Below are 20,388 nucleotides of genomic sequence, written 5' to 3'. Positions count from 1 at the left end.
AAAGGTTACATTGAAAAATCAAATCAAATATGTGAGCTTTTGAAGACGGCAAATGTAGGGAATAACGCTTCGGAAGGGATTTCCCTTTCGGAGCGTTTTCGCACGGAACTGTTGCGATTTGCAATCTATCTGGCAGATGCAAACGGCAAACTTGAGCCTGCGGAAGCACAGCTGATCTCACAGTCGCTCGGAATCCGGGCAGAAGGAGAATACCTGGCTGCTCAAAAAGAAAAACTTCCGGCGGGATTCGCAAATGAGATTCCGTCCGTACTGAAGTTTGCTGTCCTTGCGGATGCGGGAAACAAAGTGCAAAACGATCCGTTTCACGGACAAAAAGCAATGGTCATCTATGATACATTTCTGCTGTTCGGGCAGATGCTTCTGGCTTTGCATGTCGAGGAACCGGATGAGGCGGAATCCGCTTTTTTCACTGCATATATGGATCGTATGGAGCAATTCCTGCGCGAATATGCAGTCTGGTATGCCGGCTCACAGAAACAGTATCGGCCTGTGGATGTCATCACCGAACCAACCGAATCGGAGGAAGTGCGCGAGCAAAAGCTGTCAGCTTTGCTGGAGGAACTGAATGATCTGGTTGGACTGACCGGCGTGAAATATCAGGTGAATTCCATGATTAATCTCATCAGAGTTCAGAAGATGCGCAAGGCGCAGGGACTGAAGGTGACGGATGTTTCCAAACATATGGTATTTTCCGGCAATCCGGGAACCGGCAAGACGACAGTTGCCAGAATCCTGGCGGACATCTATAAATATCTGGGCGTTGTAAAGCAGGGGCAGCTGATTGAGGTAGACCGTGGAGGACTCGTGCGCGGCTATGTCGGACAGACGGCGACACAGACACAGACGGTCATTGAATCGGCATTGGGCGGTATTTTATTTATTGATGAAGCCTATACGCTGACCGTGAATAAGGGTGAAGGAGACTTTGGCCAGGAGGCTGTGGACACCCTGCTCAAAGCGATGGAGGATCATCGCGATGAACTTGTTGTGATTGTGGCGGGATATACGGATTTGATGGAGCAATTCTTAAGTTCCAATCCGGGATTGAAATCGCGCTTTAATCATTTTATTCATTTTGAAGATTATACGGCAGAGGAATTGCTGGCGATTTTGCAAATGAATCTGAAAAAGCAGGAATATCATCTTTCCGAGGCGGCAAAGGCCAAAGCCGCGGAGATTGTGGAGCGCATGGTTGCAGAAAAGACAGAGAATTTCGCAAATGCGCGCTCTGTGCGTAATCTGATGGAACAGGCGATTGCCAAACAGGCCGGTCGCGTCGTTCAAATGGAGGAGGGCCGGATTGACAAAGAAATTTTGTCAACCATTGAGCCGGAAGATCTGGGTTAGAATTATTTTTTTCAGGATGGGGATTTGAAAAAAACGGAGGGGTTGTGTACAATATATAGTAGGGTGGCACGCGTATGCGTGCAAATGTAGTTTAATTGAAGAGGCAAGATATGTTTGAAGTCGGAGAGTATGTGTTAAAAATTGGAAACGGAGTATGTCGGATTGATCAGATCGGACATCCTGATTTCGCAGTTGGAGACAAAACACAGATGTATTATTATCTGGTTCCGGAGGTAAAGAAGGGAAGCAAACTATATGTGCCTGTTGAGGGGGCGGAGACAAAAATCCGCGATGTAATGACAAAAGAAGAGGCGATGGAACTGATCGGGCAGTTTACCCGGATTGAACCATTGCAGGTTAAGGTGGAGAAACTGCGTGAACAGGAATACAAAGAGGCCATTCGAAGCGGCAAACCGCATTGTCTGGTCAGTGTGCTAAAAGATCTGTATAACCGCAGAAAAGCCCGCCAGGATGCAGGCAAGAAGTCGACGGCCTGCGACGAAAAATATTTTCGTATGGCAGAGGACGAATTATATACGGAACTCGCCTTTGCACTTGACAAAGATATCGATGACATTCCGGTCATGATTTCGGAAGAGTTTTTAAATCAATAGAATATTGTGGAGGTAGACTTATGCGATTCTTTTTGAAACAAAAAAATCAAAAATGGATGCGCGCGTGTGCTTTGCTTTTGGCAACCGTTTTATTAGCGACACTCCCAATTACGAGAGAAAAAAGTAAGGAAGTATTTGCAGATACACGAGAAGAATGGGAGGATGCCAAAAAGGAACTGCAGGAGACCATTGATGAAATCGATGATCTCGAATCACAGGCTGAACAATCCAAGGAAGATCTCGAGAAAGCATCCGCCGCATTAAACAAACTGATTGCGGCACAGGAAAAACTGGAGCGTCGTATCAGCGCATGCCAGGATGAAATTGATGAGAACAATATTAAACTGGCAGCAGCACAGAAAAAAGTGGATGAAGAATACGAATCCATGAAGCTGCGTATTCAGTTCATGTATGAGAACAGTTCTGCCAATTCGGTCTGGTCGGCAATTATATCCGCAGGCAATTTTTCGGAGGTGCTCAACCGTCTCGAATATATTACGCAGGTGCATGAGACCGACCGTCAGCTGATGGACAATTATCAGCTGGCACTTGAGGAAGTGGAAAAGGTCAGCGAAGAACTCGCAAGCAACATGGAAGAACTGCTTGAAATGCAAAGCGATTATCAAAAGCAGCAGGTTGCGGCGGAAAAGACCGTGAAGATGCTTGAAAAAGAGCAGGCTACTTATGCATCGCAAATTGCAAATGCAAAAGACAAAAAGGAAGAATACGAAGAATCTGTATCGGAGCTGGGAGCGCGCGTACGTGCGGAAGAGGCTGCAGCTGCCGGACAGAATGCGGATGATTACGAAGGTGGCGGATCCGGAAAGGGTGGACTCGGTGATGCAGGATATCTGACAGATGATTCCAACGATCCTTCCAACCGCACTTCGGTATCCGGTGAAGAATTGGTTGCTTATGCACGACAGTTTGTCGGCGCTCATTATAAATGGGGCGGAGATGTTATTACTTATGACTGGAGTTCGGACAAAGGAATCGACTGCTCCGGATTTGTGCATATGGTATACGGTCATTTCGGCATTAGCACACCGCGTTATTCGCAGTCATTCAAGTCTGTCGGACAGCCGGTTTCATACAACAATATGCGTGCCGGTGATGTCATCGTATATCCGGGTCATGTGGCCATTTACATCGGAAACGGATGCATTGTTGAAGCACAGGGAAGCAGACAGGGTGTGACGGACAATCGTCGCGCAGACTGCCATACGATTACAGCAATTCGCAGGTTGATTTAATGTATATCATTCGAACAATTTGGAATGGGATCAGAAATTTTCACAAGAGCCCTAAAAAATGGATTTTGACATTATGCTTGAGCGCGGTCTTGATCGCGCTCGCATTGTATCATTACGATCAGCGTCAAAAGACCGGTGTGCCGTTTGATACCGTGCTTGATGAGACTGCCGTGAAGGTCGGGGATCAGACAAGGACTTTTCGCGAGGTGGCTTTTTATGTCGCGTATGAGGAAAGTCAGGTGGACGAGCAGGCACGCGTCTATAATCCACAGAATCCGGAGAAATACTGGAATGTCCATGTGGATGGAGTATTTGTGCGTCTCGCAGCGCGAAATGCCTGCGCACAGATGGCATTGCATGATGAGATATTTTATCAGATGGCGATGCGAGAAAAGATTACGCTCAATGAGGAGGACCGGCGTACCCTCTCGAATTACCAGAAGGATGTCTGGAATGATTTGAAAGAAGATGACCGGATAGAGCGGCTTGGTGTATCAAAAGAAGATATCGATGCAACTTTAGAGCGCATGAGTTATGCGCAAAAGATGCAATTGATTTATGCAGGGATGAACGGAGTCGAATATGAAGATTATGATTTTTCGGCACCGGGTTATGAGAATTTGTTAAAAGAATGGGAAGGCGAAATAAACAAAGCTGCCTGGAAGCAGCTTGAATTTGGATCAATTACATTGTCCTATGAATGAATTCGGGGAGATAAATAAATGAGATTTGTACCAGCTCAATCGTTGGTTCCGGGCATGATTCTTGCGCGCAGCATCATCAGTCGCAAGCAGGCATTTATGCTTGCAAAAGGAACGCAACTGACCGCCAAATATGTCAATTACCTTCAGGGAAAGGGCTATCTTGGCGCATATATCGAAGATGATCTGTCAAAGGATGTTGTCATCCATGAGACAATCGAAACTGAAACTTTCGAAGCCGGAGTGGAGGCCGTTGCAGAGGGAAATGTCGATGATATCATTGATGTTTCGCAGAGCATGGTCAATCAGATTGCTTCGAGTTCTGCCATCTCCGTAGATATGGTAGACCTTCGTTCTTATGATGATTATACATTTCATCATTCGGTCAATGTCGGCATCTATGCGGTTGCTGTCGGAAAAGAAATGGGATTGTCTTATGCGGAGCTGGAGGAACTGGCGGTTGCCGCTCTGTGCCATGACCTTGGCAAGAGCAAAATTCCGGCAGAAATTCTGAACAAACCGGGCAAACTGACCGATGAGGAATATGCCACCATCAAGAATCATTCCAAATTTTCATATGATATTTTGTATGACAATGATGCAATTTCTGCGACCGTTCGTCAGGCAGTTCTGATGCATCATGAGAATGAAAACGGCACCGGATATCCGCTTGGCAGAACCGGTGATGAGATTCCGAAACTGGCCAAGATCATTCACGCCTGTGACGTCTATGATGCGCTGACCAGCAAGCGCTCCTACAAAGATCCTTATCCACATGAGAAAGCGCATGACTATCTCGAAGGAGGGAAAGATACATTATTTGACCATAGTGTTGTCGATGCCATTCATGCAGTCATTCCGGCCTATCCGCCGGGAATCGATGTGAAACTCTCGAATGGGGAAGAGGCGATTGTCATTGATCAGTCCGATCAGCCGAGACGACCGATTATCCGCCTGAAACATCGCAATGTCAAAGTGGATCTGAGCAATGATCACGCATATCGAGAAATTACGATTGTTGCATCCGGAATTGCCACTATCATCAAGGACGAGCCGGTAGAAGTCCTCAACGAAAAGCGCAATACAGAAGATCGCCGCAAGCTGGTGATGATTGTAGATGACAGCCCAATCAGTCTGATGCAGACAAAGGCTGCAATCGGGCAGGATTATGAAGTCGTCGCCATTGCAAACGGAATTGAAGCAATTTCCTTCATCAAGGAAAAGAGTGTTCCGGATCTGATCATCATGGATGTCGAGATGCCTGTTTTAAACGGAATCAGCGCGGTCCGCTCCATTCGTGACAGCGGGTTTACCAAAATACCGGTCATCTTCCTGACGGCAAGCTGTGACCGTGAAACCGTCATGAAAGGAAAGGCAGTGGGCGCCTCCGATTATATTATCAAGCCTGCCAGTCCGACTTATCTGAGAGAGCGTGTCATGATTACGCTTGAAGGAGAAATTGATCGCTAAATCAAAAAGAGACGCATTTGCGTCTCTTTTCTCATTCTATCTGCCTAACAAATCAAATTATAAATCCACTGTGGTATCTACCACACCATCCCCTGTCGTATCCACGAATGCAGTATCGGCTTTGCCGTCCCCTGTCGTATCGACAATCAGCTCGTCCGGTCTTCCGTCGCCCGAATTGTCGATGGCCACGGTATCCACTTTGCCGTCACCGCTTGTATCATATGCTTCGATGGTATCATCTTCTGATTCAACTTCTTCATCTTCATCTTCATCATCAAGATCTTCGTCAAAGTCCTCATCGTCAAAGATGTCATCATCTGCACTCATCTTATCCTTAAATTTCGCAATTTTATCTTTATTCTTGATGGCCGCATAGGCTACACCGGCGATTGCTGCGGAAGCGATAAGAGTCTTCACAAATTTTTTTCCCATAATAAATTCCTCCTGTGTAATTTACGCTACTTTTTTATTCTAACCCTCCGCCCCCGCAAATGCAACACCCTGTCTGTCCCTTAAACCACACACGGCATAAGGCGGCAAGATTCTCAGCAAAGCCACGCGACGCTTCTTCGATTGAGGCTGTTCTTTCAACTATTTGCACTTCTTCCGCACTGTCTTTTCCACGCAAACACCCGAAAGTCCTGATTCCTTTCCTGGTTCATATAGACCGGTGAAGGAACATCATTGGGAACGCGCTTAGTAAAACAGAAGCCGCTTTTGCGAAGTGCTCGATACGAGCCGCCACGGACGGTGGCGAGAGCCGATGGCGTCCCGGATGGACGCTCTGAGGCGGTATCGAGTACTCAAAAGCGGCTTCGTTGTTTTACTTAGCAAGTGGACAGTGTTCCGCACCGGTCTATATGGACAGGAAAGAAATATGATAGTTCTCATGTGTTTGCGTGGAAAAGACAGTTTGTCGAATTGCAAAATCGGTGAAAGGACAGCCTCTTGAAGCGTCGCGTATGCCTTTGGAGAATCTAAGCTGCCCGCCTATCGTGTGGTTTGAGGGATAGGCACGGCGGGTGGCCGGGACGGGAGTAGTGGGAGGGACAGGGGAGTTGTGTGGGGCGGAAGTTGACGAATGGGAAAAATTAAAGTATATTTGCATAGTGAAGTTGCTGAGGAAAATAATGAGGAAAGAAGGAAGAAGATGGCAACAAAGATTGGAAGAAATGATCCGTGCTGGTGTGGCAGCGGAAGAAAGTATAAGACATGCCATGCGGCATTTGATGACAAACTGGCGAAACTTGCGGCGGAGCATCACAGAGTGCCGACAAGAGATCTGATTAAGACTCCGGAGCAGGTGGAAAAAATTAAGGAGAGCGCCAAAATTAATGTGGCAGTGCTCGACGAGATTGCAAAGACCGTGCATGAAGGGATGAGTTTGGCAGCGATTGACAAACTGGTATATGATATGACAACGGATATGGGAGGTATTCCGGCTCCGTTGAATTATGAAGGATATCCGTATAGCGTATGTACTTCGGTAAATGATCAGGTATGTCACGGATTCCCGTTGGAAAATAGAATTCTGAAGAGCGGGGATATCGTCAATGTAGATTGTTCCACAATTCTGGATGGATACTTTTCGGACAGCTCCCGCATGTTTATGATTGGTGAGGTAAGCGAAGAAAAGAAGCGTCTGGTGCAGGTGACAAAAGAATGTGTGGAACTGGGCCTGAAAGAAGTAAAACCGTGGGGATTCCTCGGAGATATGGGACAGGCCGTACATGATCATGCATATGAGAATGGCTATACTGTAGTGCGCGAAATCGGCGGACATGGCGTAGGCGTGGAATTCCATGAGGAGCCATGGGTCGGATATCATACCAAACGCGGAACCGATATGGTATTGGCGCCGGGACTGATGTTTACCATTGAGCCGATGGTAAATATGGGCAAGGTCGATATTTTTGTGGATGAGGAAAATGATTGGGAAGTATATACTGCCGACCATCAGCCATCTGCACAGTGGGAGATTCAGGTCCTTGTTACGGAAGATGGCTATGAAGTCATCAGCTGGTAATAATGAGAATGCAACAGAAAGCATGTTGTCGGGAGAGGCAACATGCTTTTTTTCGTAAAAAAGAGAAAAGTAGTGCGAAAATAGGAAAAATGTAGTAATATTTTCCTATGGAAATAAATTCAGCGAACAAGGAAGGGAGCTTGGCAAATGGCAAGAGAGAAAAGTCAAAAGAAAGGCAAAATAAAGAATAAGCTGTTGCTGTTTCTGCTGCCGGCGGTAGTACTGACAATTTTGGCGTTGGTACTGATTTCGGGCACATTGTCCAGAAACAGTATGTCAAAAATGGCAACGGCACAGCTTGAGTCATCAATCAGCAACCAGGGCGACAATATTGAGTCGTGGCTGAGTCAGAATCTGGAGAATTTCTCCACGGTGAAGCAGGCGATTGAGCGGACAAAGCCGGATGAGGCAGGTCTGCAGGCGCTTTTGGATGCATATTACGGATTCAATAAAAATTGTACAGACGGTGTTTATGTGGCAACCGCCACAGGAAAAATGTACAAGGCAGCAGAGTCACAGAAAACGGTGACCAATCCGACACAGGAAACATGGTATCAGCAGGGAATGACCCGCGTAAACATGGATTACGGCGCTGCTTATCAGACAGCGGATGGAAAGGCTGTCATCAGTGCATCCGGTATTTTGAACGACGGATCCGGAGAATTGAAGGTAATTGCGGCAGATTTGTCTTTGGACAAAATCAGCACAATCGTCAATTCCGGAGTCAAGATGGATCAGGCAGCATCGTTCCTGGTGGATACCGGTACATATACCATCCTGGCACATCGCGATTCATCGCGCATCTTCGGAGAACTGACAGAGACTGACAGCGACAAGATGATGGCAGCGATTGCAAAGAAGATCAAGGATCGTGAGTATACAACAGAATTTTTGTCCGGAAATGCGGTGGCATTCTCTGAAATCAGTGGAACTGACTGGGTTCTGGTATCTTATATTTCAGAAAATACCATTTTGAAAGATGTTATGAAACTGACACAGATTCTGATTCTGGTTGGTGTAGTTGCAATTATTTTAATTATTGTACTGATTAACCTGACTGTATCCAAGGTTATCGCTCCGCTTGGCAATATTACAAAGAGCATCAGCGATATGTCAGCCGGAGATTTCACAATTGAGGTGACCAACAAGAGCAATGACGAAATCGGTGTGATGGGTACCAAGGTGAGTGAATTCGTGGTTTCCATGCGCAAGATGCTCGCCGACATCAACCAGGAATCCGAAAAACTCAAAGAGCAGTCAGACAACAGTGACCGTGTATCAAAGAATATGTTCCAGGCATCACAGTCACAGTCAGATGCAATGAAGAATCTGAATCAAACGGTGGATCAGCTTGCCGTAGCGGTTAATGAAATCGCACAGAATGCAACCACACTTGCGATGGTTGTTTCAGATACCCGTGAGAATTCAAATCAAGCAAACGAAAGCATGAAGGAGACTGTAGAAATCAGCAAGCAGGGTCGTGCTGATATGGAACAGCTGAATCATGCAATGCAGGGAATCAAGATGGCCAATGATGAACTTGTGGATTCCATCAATGAGGTCGGAAGGGTTTCCGAAGAAATTACAAAGATTGTCGGCTTGATTGCAGAAATCTCAGAGGAGACCAATCTGCTTTCACTGAATGCTTCCATCGAGGCGGCACGCGCCGGCGAAGCGGGAAAAGGATTTGCGGTTGTTGCAAGTGAAATCGGAAAGCTCGCACAGAACAGTTCCTCATCTGCAGAGAGCATCGCACGCCTGATCGACAGTGTACGTGATGCAGTTGCAAGTGTTGTGGAACAGGCTCAGACGAGTGCGCGTAACATTGAAGAGAACAGCGGCCTGATTCAGACGGCTGTGGATACCTTTGATCGCATCTATGAGAACATCGAGAAGTCAAATCAGCTGATTGACCTGATGATTCAGGATGTCGAAAAAGTAAATGATGTATCTTCCAATGTCGCAGCAATTTCGGAAGAACAGGCGGCCAGCGCGGATGAAATCCTCGAGACCAGCCATCAAATGGTAGAACAGGCAAATAATATCACGCAGAGTAGCCAGGATGTGGCAGATAATTCGCATGAACTGGCGAATACCTCTGATACGCTGACAGCTTATGTGCAGCAGTTTAAGATATAGGAGGTATTGATCGATGAATATGAAATTTAAAAAATTATTATCCATTGTATTTACAATGATGTTGACTTTGACATTGATAGCAGGTTGTGGAGGCGCAAAATCCGAAGGCGGATCGGCAGGAGGAAGCAAAATCCTGTATACGCTTACGGATGAAGATGATACCTTCCGTGCAACTCTTTCAGATGCAATCCGCAATGCGGCAAAAGACCAGGGTGTTACACTGGATGTGCAATACTGCGGCAATGATATTGAAGAGCAAAAGAAACAGATTGCAGGTGCGAAAGCTGCCGGCTATGATGCAATTATCTGCCTTCTGGTTGATTCTACCACAGCACTTCAGATGGAAGTGGTGGCAAATGGATTGCCAATGATATTTGTCAACAATGTGCCGGACAAGGAATATTTAAAAGATGATGAGTTTGTTTGTGTCGCATCCTATGAACAGGACGCCGGCAAATTCCAGGCGGAATATGTATGGAATAAGCTTGGCAAACCATCATCCCTGAATCTGATTATACTTGAGGGCGAAAAGGGACATTCAGGAGCAATTGGCCGTACCAATGCCGTGAAGTATTTCTTCCGCGACAATCAGGTGGATGCCAATATCGTCTTTATGGATAATGCAAACTGGTCTGATACGGAAGCGTATGAGAAGCTCGATGTCTTTAAGATGACAGGTCAGCCTTTTGATGCAATCATCTGCAACAATGATACGATGGCACTCGGTGCCGTAAAATGGCTGAAGGATAATGGATATGATACTTCCAAATATCCGGTGGCAGGAGTAGATGCAACTGCAGACGGATGCCAGTCCATCGTTGATGGTGGCATGTATATGACAGTATTGCAGGATGCAGGCGGCCAGGGCGCACGTGCGGTAGAATCTGCAGTCGCACTTGGAAACGGCAAGTCATTGTCAAACATTGAAGGTGCGAGCAAAGATCATAAATATGTCTGGGTTCCGTTTGTACCGGTTGACGCAACCAATGTAAATGAATACAAATAAGATTCTCATTATCAAAAGGCTCCGAAAGGAGCCTTTTGTAGTATTGCACAAAAATCAATAACAAAAACTAGCAATTATTGTCGGTTGACGGTGGGAATAAGTGATGATATGATATAAACCAGTTAAACGGTTAAGCGATGGCGCGGGATATAGGCGCCCGCTTTTATTTTTCAGTTTAATTTAAACGGTTAAATAGGAGGAAAACAAGATGAAAAGAAAATTAGTAACAGCATTGGTTTTGGGGGCGCTTATGGTAGGAAGCCTTAGTGCATGCGGCGGTTCCGATAAAGGTACGGATGCAGCAAAGAACCAGACCGCAACAGAAAGTGAGCAGAAGGATTCGGAATGCACGGTAACCGTTTATGACAGTGACGGAAAGACCGTACTCGACACTGTAAAAGTTGAGAGCGGAAAGACATTGGATATTGAAGCTCCGACAAAGGACGGATACACATTCATGGGATGGTATGCAACCCCTGAATTGTCAAGAGCATTTGATGCAACAGCAGCAATTACCGCAGACACTTCCATTTATGCAGGATTTGCACAGTATACGGAAGATACAAGAACTTTCTATATCGTAGGAAGCGGTGAGAGTGATGTATTAAAGGAATCTAACTGGGGAGCAGTAGTCGGTGACGCACAGAAACTTACCAAGGAATCCAATGATAAGGCAAATGTTTATACCATCACTCTGGATCTTCAGGCAGGAGATCAGTTCCAGTTTGCAATTGACAAGAACTGGTCAGATCAGAGAGGTTTCGGATATCTGACATCTGTAGAGCAGGATGGAACCGAATATTTCAAGAGTGCCGGATCCCTCGGTGATGCTTCCGTAAAGAAGTCTAACATCGAAGTTGCGGTAGCTGGAAATTATACATTCACACTTACCACTTATCCGGCAGAAGATATTTATGATACTGAGGATGCGTATTATACAGAAGCAACCAAAGAGAACTTCAATCTGAATCCATACGATACCATCACATTTACCTACAACGGTAAGTAAAAGAAAAATGCCTAGACCAGCACATCGTGCTGGTCGAGCGGTGTACGGGCCAGCGCCTCTTCCATACAGGTATGAATCGTGGACAGCTTTTGTTCATTCAGCGATGGAACATAGCATACTTCATTTTCCTCCTTCAGGAGTTCATACAGGGTATGGTCGCAAGTGAGAATATTTTTCCCGGAGATGGCATTGCACTCCTGCGGAGTGGAAACAAAAGTCATCTTTGGGAATGCGGTCTGTAAAAACTGCTCGCGCGGTTTGTTCGGAGTCACCAGCATGACAAACGAATAGTCTTCCCCATGGAAGAACCTGTCAGCTGCCTCCTTTAAACGATTCGGGTCCGAATTGATCTGAAAGAACAAAGGATCATTGATCATGCAATCGACAGCGAGCAGAGGAATGAAGTTGTTATTACCGAGTTTATGGAATGTTTCGGAATCGGTATTGTAGCAGATGATGGCATCTGCCTGATCACATTTTTCAAGATCGAGATCATTTAAGATAATCATCTCATATTTTTTCTGATGAAAATAGTTGGTCAGTGTTTTGAGAATGTACAAATTCTCCGCATTTTGCAACAAGGTATCGGTTGCCGGGAGATAGGTTGCCAGCAGGCTTTTACGGTTTGCCGCAAGTGCCTGAGCTGCCTGATTCGGCGAGTAATTTAACAGATTGACCACCTGCAGTACTTTTTTGCGGGTTTCTTCTGTGATTTTGATATCGGTACGATTGTTGACAATATACGAAACGGTTGCGGTGGACACACCGGCCTGACGAGCCACATCTTTGATTGTGATTTTTTTTCTGGACATTTTCAAATCCTCCATAAAAGGGTTTAATCGCTTCAGCAATTTTAGTATTATTATCAGAGTGAAAAAATAATTTGTCAATATGAGCGCATGATTATTTTTTGACGGGGAAAAGGAAATAAGATGAACCAACATGCATTATTACATATTCCTGATTCGCGATATTGCTTTGCAGTCGGGAAAGACGAGATTGTAATTCGTCTTCGAATGGCAAAAGACGATCAAGTGAAAGTATTTCTGGTTTACGGACCGAAATACCAATTCCAGATGCAGCAGTCTGAAATGGAGATGACTGCACATTATGAAGACAATCTTTACAAATATTATGAAAAACGATTAAAATTGGACGATGTCCGTTTGGCATATATTTTTCGAGTGGAAGAAGATGGCAAAAGCCTGTATTACAGTGAGGACGGCCTGACAGAAAGCTATTCCTTTCCGGAAGCTTTTTACAACTTCTTCCAAATGCCTTACATCAATGAGAATGACCGTATGGAGACGGTCGACTGGATGCAGGGTGCCATTTTTTATCAAATTTTTGTGGATCGTTTCTTTGCAGGGGATACACAAAAAGACCGCTCCTATATCAATATGCAATGGGGCGACAAGCCAACCCCGAAAAGCTTCGCGGGCGGCGACCTTCGCGGAATCATCGAGAAACTCGATTATCTTGAGAATCTCGGAATCAGTGCTATTTATCTGACACCGATTTTTCTGTCGAAGTCCAATCACAAATATGATATTGAAGATTACAAAACCATTGATCCGATGTTTGGAAACATGCAGGACTTCCGTGAACTGGTGGAACTGGCGCATGCGAAAGGCATTCGCATCGTATTGGATGCGGTATTCAACCATTGCAGCATGGACATGAAACAGTTTCGCGATGTAATGGAGAAGGGGCGCAAATCCGAATACTATGACTGGTTTATCATTGACGGAGATTATCCGGAACCGGAGAAATGCAATTATGAATGCTTTGCCTCCTGCAATTATATGCCAAAGTTGAATACGGCAAATGAGCAGGTACAGGAATTCTTGCTGGATATTGCATTATACTGGATTCGTGAGGCCGGAATTGACGGCTGGCGACTGGATGTGTCGGATGAAGTGTCACATGATTTCTGGCGTCGCTTCCGTCGTGAGGTCAAGGCACTCAAAAAAGACTGTGTCATTGTCGGGGAGAACTGGCACGACGCCTATTCCTATCTGATGGGTGACCAGTATGACAGCATTATGAATTATGCATTTACCAAGGCGTGCCTGGACTATTTTGCACATGATAATTTTGATGCAAAGCAGATGGCGGAAAAATTAAACAGCAATTTGATGCGCAACACGGCACAGGTCAATGATATGATGCTCAATCTGCTGGATTCGCATGATACACATCGCTTCTTCTCCGAAGTGGGGAAGAATAAAAAGAAATTGCTCAGTGCAATCGCGCTTGAGATTGCTTTTCCGGGAGCAACCTGTATCTATTACGGAACGGAAATCTGCATGGAAGGCGGATACGATCCGGATTCGAGACGCTGTTTCGACTGGGATCAAAGCCATTGGGATATGGATTTCTTACGCGAAGTACAAAGTATTTTGCAGTGGAAGAAAAAAGATGTCATCCGCTACGGAATCGTTCGTGTCTATGCAAAGGATGATTATCTGTATGTGGAACGTCGTTATCAAAAAACAAAATTTATATTGAAATTAAATCGTGAAAACTATGAAGTTTATGAGGAGGAAATGAAATCATGAAAAAGAAATGGATTGCCGCAGTACTTGCTGCCACGGTAGCGCTCACTGCAACTGCCTGCGGTGGCGCGGACACAGATACCACAGATAATACTGCAAAAAAGGGTGGAACAGGAGCTGCTGTATTTAACGGACAGCTGGAGGAGAATGTCACCATCCGCGTACTGGAAAATGATACCGCAATTGAAAAGGGCTATTTCAAAGAGCTGATTGACGCCTTTAATGAGGAGTATAAAGATAAGGGAATTCAGGCTGTGGATGCCAACATGGATCAGTATCTGGATCTCGCGAATGACGGACCTTACGGATATGGACCTGATGTGTTGTATCAGGCAAATGATATTATCATGAAATATGCGGACGGAAAGCATATCCTTCCGCTTCCGGCAGAAGAATTCGACTGCTTTGAGCAGATTCCGGATACAGCATGGAATGCTTTTCATGCCACAGTGGACGGAACCGAATATACCTGTGGAATTCCGGTCAATGTGCAGGCACCGATGCTTTACTACCGCAAGGATCTGCTGCCGGCAGATTGGGAGAGCGCATGGGATGAGGACAAGGACAGTGTACCGGATATGATTCAGTCCTGGTCAAAAATGTACGACTACTCAGTTGCCCGTCATGAGGCAAACAAAAAACAGTATGGCTATATGAAGTCGCTCAATGATATGTATTTCTCAAGCGGATTCTTATTCTCATATGGTGGATATATTTTTGGAAATAACAATACCGATCCTTCCGAAATCGGTTTTGCGGCCGGCGAAGCAGAAAAGGGTGCGCAGGTGTTAAGCCAGCTTGCTTCTGCAATGAACGAAGACTGCATCGATGATACCATCACTACAAATGCATACAGCAAACTTGCAGACGGCAGCTATTTTGCAACCATCTCCACACCGGATGTTTATTCTACCTTCCTTGATGAGCTGACCAAGGCTTATGAAGAGCAGGAGGGTCTTTCCGAGTGGGATGCCGCAAAAAAGGCGGAAGAAAATCTTGTGATGACAGCACTTCCACAGTTGCCTTCAAGCGGGGATCTGACAGACAAGAATGCAGAACAGATTGTTTCCAAGTGCATGGGTGGTGTCAACGGATATGCAGTCAGCTCTTATACGAAGGCACCGAATGCATGTCTTGAATTTGTAAAATTTGCAACAAGCTATGATATGGTAAAGCGCCGTGCACATATGCTTGGAATTGCTCCGGCGAGAGGTGATGTGGCAAAGGAAGTCGGCGGAACATCCGAGGAGATTTTCAAGAATCTGGATGCAGGCAATATCATTTTGATGCCATCGATTTCGGCAATCGCACAAATCTGGACCCCGGGTCAGACATTCTTTATCGATTTGGCACAGGATGTATACCGTGCGGATAACGAAAAGAAATACAAAGATCTTGCGTCAATGAAAGCAGGTCTCGAAGACATGTGCAAACAGATTAACGAGGCAATCACGACATTACAGTAAAGGCAATAACAATGAAACAAACCGTACAGACATTTATGAAGACAGCTACCGTACCGGTGAAAATGTCCCTGCTCCTGATGGGAGCGGGACATTTCCGCTACGGAAGTATATCAAAGGGGCTTTTGTATTTATTCGTGGAACTGTCCATGATTTATTATCTGGTACAGCGCGGATTCAATGATATCAGGGGATTTTTTACATTAGGAACACAGCGTGCAGATGCATGGGCAGGCATCGAGGGGGATAACTCGGTCGTGATGATGCTCATGGGTATTTTTGCATTTATCGTAATTGCGGTATTTGCATTCTTCTATGTCCAAAACATCAAGGGCGCATATGCAATGCAGAAGCGTGCAGAAAATAATCTCCCGCAGAAGACCTTGCGCCAGGATTTGGCAGACCTGCTGGATCAGAAATTTTATGTGCTGGTATTGGCATTGCCGCTGATCGGAGTCTGTGTATTTAATGTGCTTCCGATTATCTTTATGATTCTGATTGCATTCACCAACTATGGCGGCAATATTGTTCCGCCGGAGCTGGTTGACTGGGTGGGCGTGGACAATTTCCGGAAATTAATGGTCCTTTCCAAATTCGGTCCGACCTTCCTCAAGATTTTGGGCTGGAACCTTTTATGGGCTTTGCTCTCTACCACAATCAATTATTTTGCGGGACTGGGGCTGGCATTGTTATTGAACAAGGAATGTGTCAAGGGCAAGGCCATCTGGCGTGCATTTCCGATTCTTGCATATGCAATTCCGGGATTCATTACCCTGCTCGCATTCAAATTCATGTTTTCGTACGGCGGACCAATCAACCAGATGATCATCAGTAATGGAGGAACCCCGTTCGGATTCCTCGGAATCGATGCAAAGTGGAGTGCGCGTCTGATCGGACTTCTGGTCAATTGCTGGATCAGTGTGCCGTCCATCATGCTTCTTGCCACAGGACATCTTTCCAACCGTGATATGTCCTTGTATGAAGCTGCGAAAATCGATGGGGCAGGACGGTTCGCACAGTTCCGTAAACTGACCGTTCCGTTTATGCTCTTTGCAACCATGCCGGTATTGCTGGGACAGTTTATCGGAAATTTCAACAATTTCGGAATTTTCTATTTCCTGCGAGGCGGTATGTATATGGATGGATATTTCCTTGCAAGCGATACCGATTTGCTGATCAACTGGCTTTATAACCTGTCAATCGATAACAATTATTATTGTATCGGTGCTGCCATCAGTTTGGTAATATTCCTGATTACATCTGTGATTTCTCTGACTGTTTATGTGAAATCACCATCTTACAGAGAGGAGGATACATTCCAGTAATGAAACAAAAGAATGGATTTAAAATGCTCGATACCGGCGTGACCTACGTCCTTTTGATTGCTGTGGCGTTTATCTTTTTCTTTCCATGTTTGTGGATTATTTTAGCCTCACTGTCAAAATCAGGAAGCATCTACTCCTTTGATGGATTTTTCCCACGGTCATACAGTCTTGCGACTTTTAAAAAGCTTTTTACGGACACAACCATGTATAACTACCCAAAGTGGTTTTTGAACACGCTTATGGTTGCGACGGGAAGCTGCATACTTGGAACATTTCTGACCATCCTGACAGCTTATACCATGTCAAGGTTCGAATTCAAAGCGCGCAAACCGATGATGAAAATCACGATGGTGCTTGGAATGTTTCCGTCTTTCATGGGTATGACAGCAGTGTATCTTTTGATGACACAATTTGGTCTGATCAACCATTTGTGGGGGTTGATTCTGATTTATGCTGCCGGCGCACCTATGGGGTATCTGACACAAAAAGGCTTCTTCGATACCATTCCAAAGGCAATCGATGAAGCGGCAAAGATTGATGGCGCAACAAATCTGCAAATTTTCACCAAAATAAATCTTCCGCTGGCAAAGCCGATGATTGTCTATACCGCATTGACTTCGTTTACCTGGCCGTGGAGTGATTTCATTTTGCCGAAGCTGCTGTTAAAAGAAAAAAATCTCTATACGGTTGCGGTCGGACTGATGAGCCTGGATGAAACGGAATTTGCCAGATTTGCTGCCGGCAGTGTATTTATCGCATTGCCAATCGTAGTGTTGTATTTCTGCCTTGTCAGAAATATGGTAAACGGAATCGCAGCAGGTGCTGTGAAAGGCTAGTTATAGGATGTAACCAATACTGCAGGCATCGTTACATTCGGACGCACACAGGTTGCTACAAGATTCTTTGTGAACAATGCCTATACCAATTATGGTCAGTCCCTCTATATCGTAGGTAACATCGCGGAATTGGGCAACTGGAATCCGGATAAAGCAGTAGGCTGCTTCTTCAATAACACTGCAAGTATTGCAAATTACCCTACCTGGTTCTATGATATCAGTTTGCCGGCTGGTACCAGAATCGAGTATAAGTACATCAAAAAGGATGCCGCAGGAAATGTTGTATGGGAAAGCGGATCCAATCATGTCTACACAACCGTCACAAACGGAACAGGAACGGTTGTTGATACATGGTAAAAAAAAGAGCTGCATTTGCAGCTCTTTTTTTGATAAAGCGAGACTTGAATTGATTATGACTCGATCGGAGTTCCGCATTTCGCACAGAACTTTCCGGTTACCGGAGAACCGCAGTTTTTGCAGATTCTGGTTGGCTCCTGAGTCGGAGCGGCAGTCGGCTGAACCGGAGTGGCAACAGGCTGAACCGGAGTGGCAACAGGCTGAACCGGGGTAGCAACAGGCTGTACCGGAGTAGCATATACCTGACGGGTACCTGAAAGCTGGCGAATACTGTCCTTAATGGAATCGGTGCGTTTAGTGATTATCATCATAACACCTGCGGCGATTACAACAAGGAAAAGCAGGATGACAAGCACATAGAAGAAATTCACATGTACCTTCACATCGGCATCGAAAAGCTCGCCCAGTGCGGAATCTGCATCTGATAATTCAGCTTTTAACTTTGCAAATGCGATAATTTCAAGGATGAATCCCAATGCGCCGAGCACGATGGTGAGGATGGCCTTCAGCTGATTGGCAATTGCATTGATCAGTGAAATGACAATCAGTGCAATCGGAATCAAAAACAGCAGGAATCCGATCAGGAAGAATCCACCTCCGAGAGATCCCCACTCGCCCATGAAATGAAAGCGATTGATCATCATGTTTAATCCACTGACACGCATTTTCATTTCGATGAAGAAGGTTATCTTCATTGACATAATTGGAATGAAGAATAATACAAAGAGTAATGCTCCGGCCCAAATCACCAGATTCTTCCATGTCAGCTGTAATAAGCTGCTAAACTGGAAGCCAGGTCTAGGTGCGAATGGCTGTTGTGGTTGATAGTAATTGTTATTATCCATAACTTACCTCCGTTATTTGATTGTTTGTTTCAATTTTTATCATAACAGATGCGCCATAATGCCACAAGTTAAATTGTGGTATTTACACCATTGATGGTCGCATTTTCGTTTTCTTTCATCGGGATGACAATACACTTCTCACCATCGATGGTGGTCGACTTAATCTGAGATGCTTTTTCCGGCTTTACATGCAGCACCACATCATAGGTTTTGACCTCTTCCTTGTAACTGTCAATCTCTTCCTGCTTTTCGTTCAATTTCAGTGTCAGATCGCCAACCTGCTCTTCGAGTGCCAGCTTCTCGACGCGAAGTTCGTTTGCAACCAAAGCCTTATTGTCGATGACATTCTCAGCCTGCGGCAGTTTCTCTCCAAATGCCTCATCGACATTCTTTTCGATGCGGGTAATCTTTTCCTCCGGCACATGACTGCTTTCGAGTACCTGCTTGATGACTTCTTTGTCCAGAATAAACGGATCTTCCTCGACATCATGAACTTCCGCATAATCTTCCGCCATGTCGGCCAGCGTCTGCTGGATATCGAGCAAAGTATCTTCGGTCGACTCTTCCTCCGCACCGAGTACATTTCTGACAATCGAATGGAATGCCATTTTCTGCTCAGTTGCAGTACGCTCTATGCCACAGCCCAATCCGTTGGCCATAAATTCAGAGTGCGGCTCCTTCGTATTCTTGGTATAAAACAGGGTAGAGTGGATGTCAGTACTTCTGTCATTGAACGCAGGGAACAAAAATCCGGTCTCCGGTGCACCGACAACCCAGTCGCGGATACGCGGTCCGATGCGTCCTTCCTTTTCCAGATATCCCAGACCCGGTTTCGAAAGCGATACCGGACAAATACCTACCAGCAAATATTTATAGATTTCTTCCGATTCATCCAGATTGATATTATCTTTGGTGCGTGTCATTACATCATAGCTGTCCAGATACAGCAGAATCAGATAATTTCCCACCTCATCATAGGTATCAATCACCAGATCATAATAGGTATCCAGCAAATCCTCATTCTCGAGATCACAGTCGCGCAGTGCCATCAGAATCTGCTGTCTTCCGCCCACTGCCTCCTCATCAATCGGAAACTCCAGATTCAGCAGATTATTGCCGATGGTTCCGGACAGCAGCTTATTCGCAATCTCCAGATACTTATAATATTCGTCCTCCTCGAGCGTCAGAAATTGTCCGCCGAATTTACATACCTTGTGATGTTCTCCATCCACATAGCATCCCACCAGACGCGAGAATGTGGCCGCGTCCTTCTTAAAGCGGCGCTTCAGTTCCATAACTTCTTTTTTATTCATTGAAATTCCTCTTTCCTTTTTTGTCTGACCGCATTAGGGTCACCCACTATTATATTCGAAATTCCCGCCGCGCGCCACTGCCCATTTTCGATTTTCTCCCTCCGC

At 45.4% G+C, this 20,388-nt stretch carries 18 protein-coding genes; 14 read left to right on the top strand and 4 right to left on the bottom strand.

Going from position 1 to position 20,388, the window contains the following annotated elements; genetic code table 11:
• Positions 1–39 precede the first annotated feature (39 nt).
• The 5 genes from CSX02_RS10955 to CSX02_RS10935 all read left to right on the top strand — a co-directional run bounded on the left by CSX02_RS10955 (position 40) and on the right by CSX02_RS10935 (position 5,406).
• Positions 40–1,368: an AAA family ATPase gene (locus tag CSX02_RS10955; protein ID WP_242970476.1), complete on the top strand. Its 1,329-nt coding sequence runs from the start codon at positions 40–42 to the stop codon at positions 1,366–1,368.
• A gap of 110 nt (positions 1,369–1,478) precedes the next feature.
• Positions 1,479–1,982 carry a CarD family transcriptional regulator gene (locus CSX02_RS10950; RefSeq protein WP_031543530.1) on the top strand — a complete coding sequence of 168 codons (504 nt, stop codon included), beginning with the start codon at positions 1,479–1,481 and terminating at the stop codon, positions 1,980–1,982.
• Between the two features lie 20 nt (positions 1,983–2,002).
• Entirely contained in the window at positions 2,003–3,235 is a 1,233-nt protein-coding gene (locus CSX02_RS10945) for a C40 family peptidase (protein WP_031543531.1), read from the top strand.
• A 65-nt stretch (positions 3,236–3,300) separates the two neighbouring features.
• A complete protein-coding gene (locus CSX02_RS10940; RefSeq protein WP_189281541.1) occupies positions 3,301–3,939 on the top strand; it encodes a hypothetical protein in 639 nt (212 codons plus the stop codon).
• A gap of 18 nt (positions 3,940–3,957) precedes the next feature.
• Positions 3,958–5,406 (top strand): HD domain-containing phosphohydrolase, encoded by a 1,449-nt coding sequence (locus CSX02_RS10935; protein WP_099386704.1) that lies wholly within the window; start codon positions 3,958–3,960, stop codon positions 5,404–5,406.
• Between the two features lie 57 nt (positions 5,407–5,463).
• Here CSX02_RS10935 and CSX02_RS10930 read toward each other — a convergent pair whose 3' ends face one another.
• On the bottom strand, positions 5,464–5,838 hold the full coding sequence (locus tag CSX02_RS10930; protein WP_099386703.1) for a hypothetical protein: 375 nt from the start codon (positions 5,836–5,838) through the stop codon (positions 5,464–5,466).
• Between the two features lie 718 nt (positions 5,839–6,556).
• Between CSX02_RS10930 and CSX02_RS10925 the strand changes: the two genes are divergently transcribed.
• From CSX02_RS10925 to CSX02_RS10910, 4 genes are all read left to right on the top strand, one after another.
• On the top strand, positions 6,557–7,432 hold the full coding sequence (locus CSX02_RS10925) for a methionyl aminopeptidase (RefSeq protein ID WP_031543534.1): 876 nt from the start codon (positions 6,557–6,559) through the stop codon (positions 7,430–7,432).
• Between the two features lie 147 nt (positions 7,433–7,579).
• A complete protein-coding gene (locus CSX02_RS10920) occupies positions 7,580–9,571 on the top strand; it encodes a methyl-accepting chemotaxis protein (RefSeq protein WP_099386702.1) in 1,992 nt (663 codons plus the stop codon).
• A 13-nt stretch (positions 9,572–9,584) separates the two neighbouring features.
• A complete protein-coding gene (locus CSX02_RS10915; protein ID WP_099386701.1) occupies positions 9,585–10,577 on the top strand; it encodes a substrate-binding domain-containing protein in 993 nt (330 codons plus the stop codon).
• A 208-nt stretch (positions 10,578–10,785) separates the two neighbouring features.
• The gene (locus tag CSX02_RS10910) at positions 10,786–11,586 is read left to right on the top strand and encodes an InlB B-repeat-containing protein (protein ID WP_099386700.1); all 801 of its coding nucleotides are present in this window, start codon (positions 10,786–10,788) and stop codon (positions 11,584–11,586) included.
• A gap of 11 nt (positions 11,587–11,597) precedes the next feature.
• Here the strand turns inward: CSX02_RS10910 and CSX02_RS10905 are convergent, their stop codons facing one another.
• Positions 11,598–12,398 carry a LacI family DNA-binding transcriptional regulator gene (locus tag CSX02_RS10905; protein ID WP_189281539.1) on the bottom strand — a complete coding sequence of 267 codons (801 nt, stop codon included), beginning with the start codon at positions 12,396–12,398 and terminating at the stop codon, positions 11,598–11,600.
• A gap of 120 nt (positions 12,399–12,518) precedes the next feature.
• On the opposite strand from CSX02_RS10905, the gene CSX02_RS10900 reads away from it, so the two are divergent.
• The 5 genes from CSX02_RS10900 to CSX02_RS10880 are packed head-to-tail and all read left to right on the top strand — an operon-like array spanning position 12,519 to position 18,125.
• Positions 12,519–14,147: a glycoside hydrolase family 13 protein gene (locus CSX02_RS10900; RefSeq protein ID WP_099386699.1), complete on the top strand. Its 1,629-nt coding sequence runs from the start codon at positions 12,519–12,521 to the stop codon at positions 14,145–14,147.
• Positions 14,144–15,610 carry a sugar ABC transporter substrate-binding protein gene (locus CSX02_RS10895; protein ID WP_099386698.1) on the top strand — a complete coding sequence of 489 codons (1,467 nt, stop codon included), beginning with the start codon at positions 14,144–14,146 and terminating at the stop codon, positions 15,608–15,610. The genes CSX02_RS10900 and CSX02_RS10895 overlap by 4 nt, the downstream gene beginning before the upstream one ends.
• An 11-nt stretch (positions 15,611–15,621) precedes the next feature.
• Entirely contained in the window at positions 15,622–16,932 is a 1,311-nt protein-coding gene (locus CSX02_RS10890; RefSeq protein ID WP_099386697.1) for a carbohydrate ABC transporter permease, read from the top strand.
• Complete coding sequence (locus CSX02_RS10885; protein WP_189281537.1) at positions 16,932–17,768, top strand: sugar ABC transporter permease; 837 nt, start codon at positions 16,932–16,934, stop codon at positions 17,766–17,768. Before CSX02_RS10890 ends, CSX02_RS10885 begins: the two co-directional genes overlap by 1 nt.
• Positions 17,769–17,795: 27 nt before the next feature.
• The gene (locus CSX02_RS10880) at positions 17,796–18,125 is read left to right on the top strand and encodes a carbohydrate-binding module family 20 domain-containing protein (protein WP_099386696.1); all 330 of its coding nucleotides are present in this window, start codon (positions 17,796–17,798) and stop codon (positions 18,123–18,125) included.
• A 53-nt stretch (positions 18,126–18,178) separates the two neighbouring features.
• Here the strand turns inward: CSX02_RS10880 and CSX02_RS10875 are convergent, their stop codons facing one another.
• Entirely contained in the window at positions 18,179–18,970 is a 792-nt protein-coding gene (locus CSX02_RS10875) for a zinc ribbon domain-containing protein (RefSeq protein ID WP_099386695.1), read from the bottom strand.
• Between the two features lie 68 nt (positions 18,971–19,038).
• Positions 19,039–20,283 (bottom strand): DUF4317 domain-containing protein, encoded by a 1,245-nt coding sequence (locus CSX02_RS10870; RefSeq protein ID WP_031543546.1) that lies wholly within the window; start codon positions 20,281–20,283, stop codon positions 19,039–19,041.
• Positions 20,284–20,388 lie beyond the last annotated feature (105 nt).

It is taken from the genome of Agathobacter ruminis (assembly GCF_002735305.1).
Lineage (GTDB): Bacteria > Bacillota > Clostridia > Lachnospirales > Lachnospiraceae > Roseburia > Roseburia ruminis.
This window is presented reverse-complemented; position numbering and strand designations above follow the sequence as displayed.

Bases quoted from the DNA above. Each gene is read 5' to 3' on its own strand.
- CSX02_RS10950 (WP_031543530.1), top strand. From the start codon at position 1,479: ATGTTTGAAGTCGGAGAGTATGTGTTAAAAATTGGAAACGGAGTATGT.
- CSX02_RS10945 (WP_031543531.1), top strand. From the start codon at position 2,003: ATGCGATTCTTTTTGAAACAAAAAAATCAAAAATGGATGCGCGCGTGT.
- CSX02_RS10935 (WP_099386704.1), top strand. From the start codon at position 3,958: ATGAGATTTGTACCAGCTCAATCGTTGGTTCCGGGCATGATTCTTGCG.
- CSX02_RS10930 (WP_099386703.1), bottom strand. From the start codon at position 5,838: ATGGGAAAAAAATTTGTGAAGACTCTTATCGCTTCCGCAGCAATCGCC.
- CSX02_RS10925 (WP_031543534.1), top strand. From the start codon at position 6,557: ATGGCAACAAAGATTGGAAGAAATGATCCGTGCTGGTGTGGCAGCGGA.
- CSX02_RS10920 (WP_099386702.1), top strand. From the start codon at position 7,580: ATGGCAAGAGAGAAAAGTCAAAAGAAAGGCAAAATAAAGAATAAGCTG.
- CSX02_RS10915 (WP_099386701.1), top strand. From the start codon at position 9,585: ATGAATATGAAATTTAAAAAATTATTATCCATTGTATTTACAATGATG.
- CSX02_RS10910 (WP_099386700.1), top strand. From the start codon at position 10,786: ATGAAAAGAAAATTAGTAACAGCATTGGTTTTGGGGGCGCTTATGGTA.
- CSX02_RS10905 (WP_189281539.1), bottom strand. From the start codon at position 12,398: ATGTCCAGAAAAAAAATCACAATCAAAGATGTGGCTCGTCAGGCCGGT.
- CSX02_RS10900 (WP_099386699.1), top strand. From the start codon at position 12,519: ATGAACCAACATGCATTATTACATATTCCTGATTCGCGATATTGCTTT.
- CSX02_RS10895 (WP_099386698.1), top strand. From the start codon at position 14,144: ATGAAAAAGAAATGGATTGCCGCAGTACTTGCTGCCACGGTAGCGCTC.
- CSX02_RS10890 (WP_099386697.1), top strand. From the start codon at position 15,622: ATGAAACAAACCGTACAGACATTTATGAAGACAGCTACCGTACCGGTG.
- CSX02_RS10885 (WP_189281537.1), top strand. From the start codon at position 16,932: ATGAAACAAAAGAATGGATTTAAAATGCTCGATACCGGCGTGACCTAC.
- CSX02_RS10875 (WP_099386695.1), bottom strand. From the start codon at position 18,970: ATGGATAATAACAATTACTATCAACCACAACAGCCATTCGCACCTAGA.
- CSX02_RS10870 (WP_031543546.1), bottom strand. From the start codon at position 20,283: ATGAATAAAAAAGAAGTTATGGAACTGAAGCGCCGCTTTAAGAAGGAC.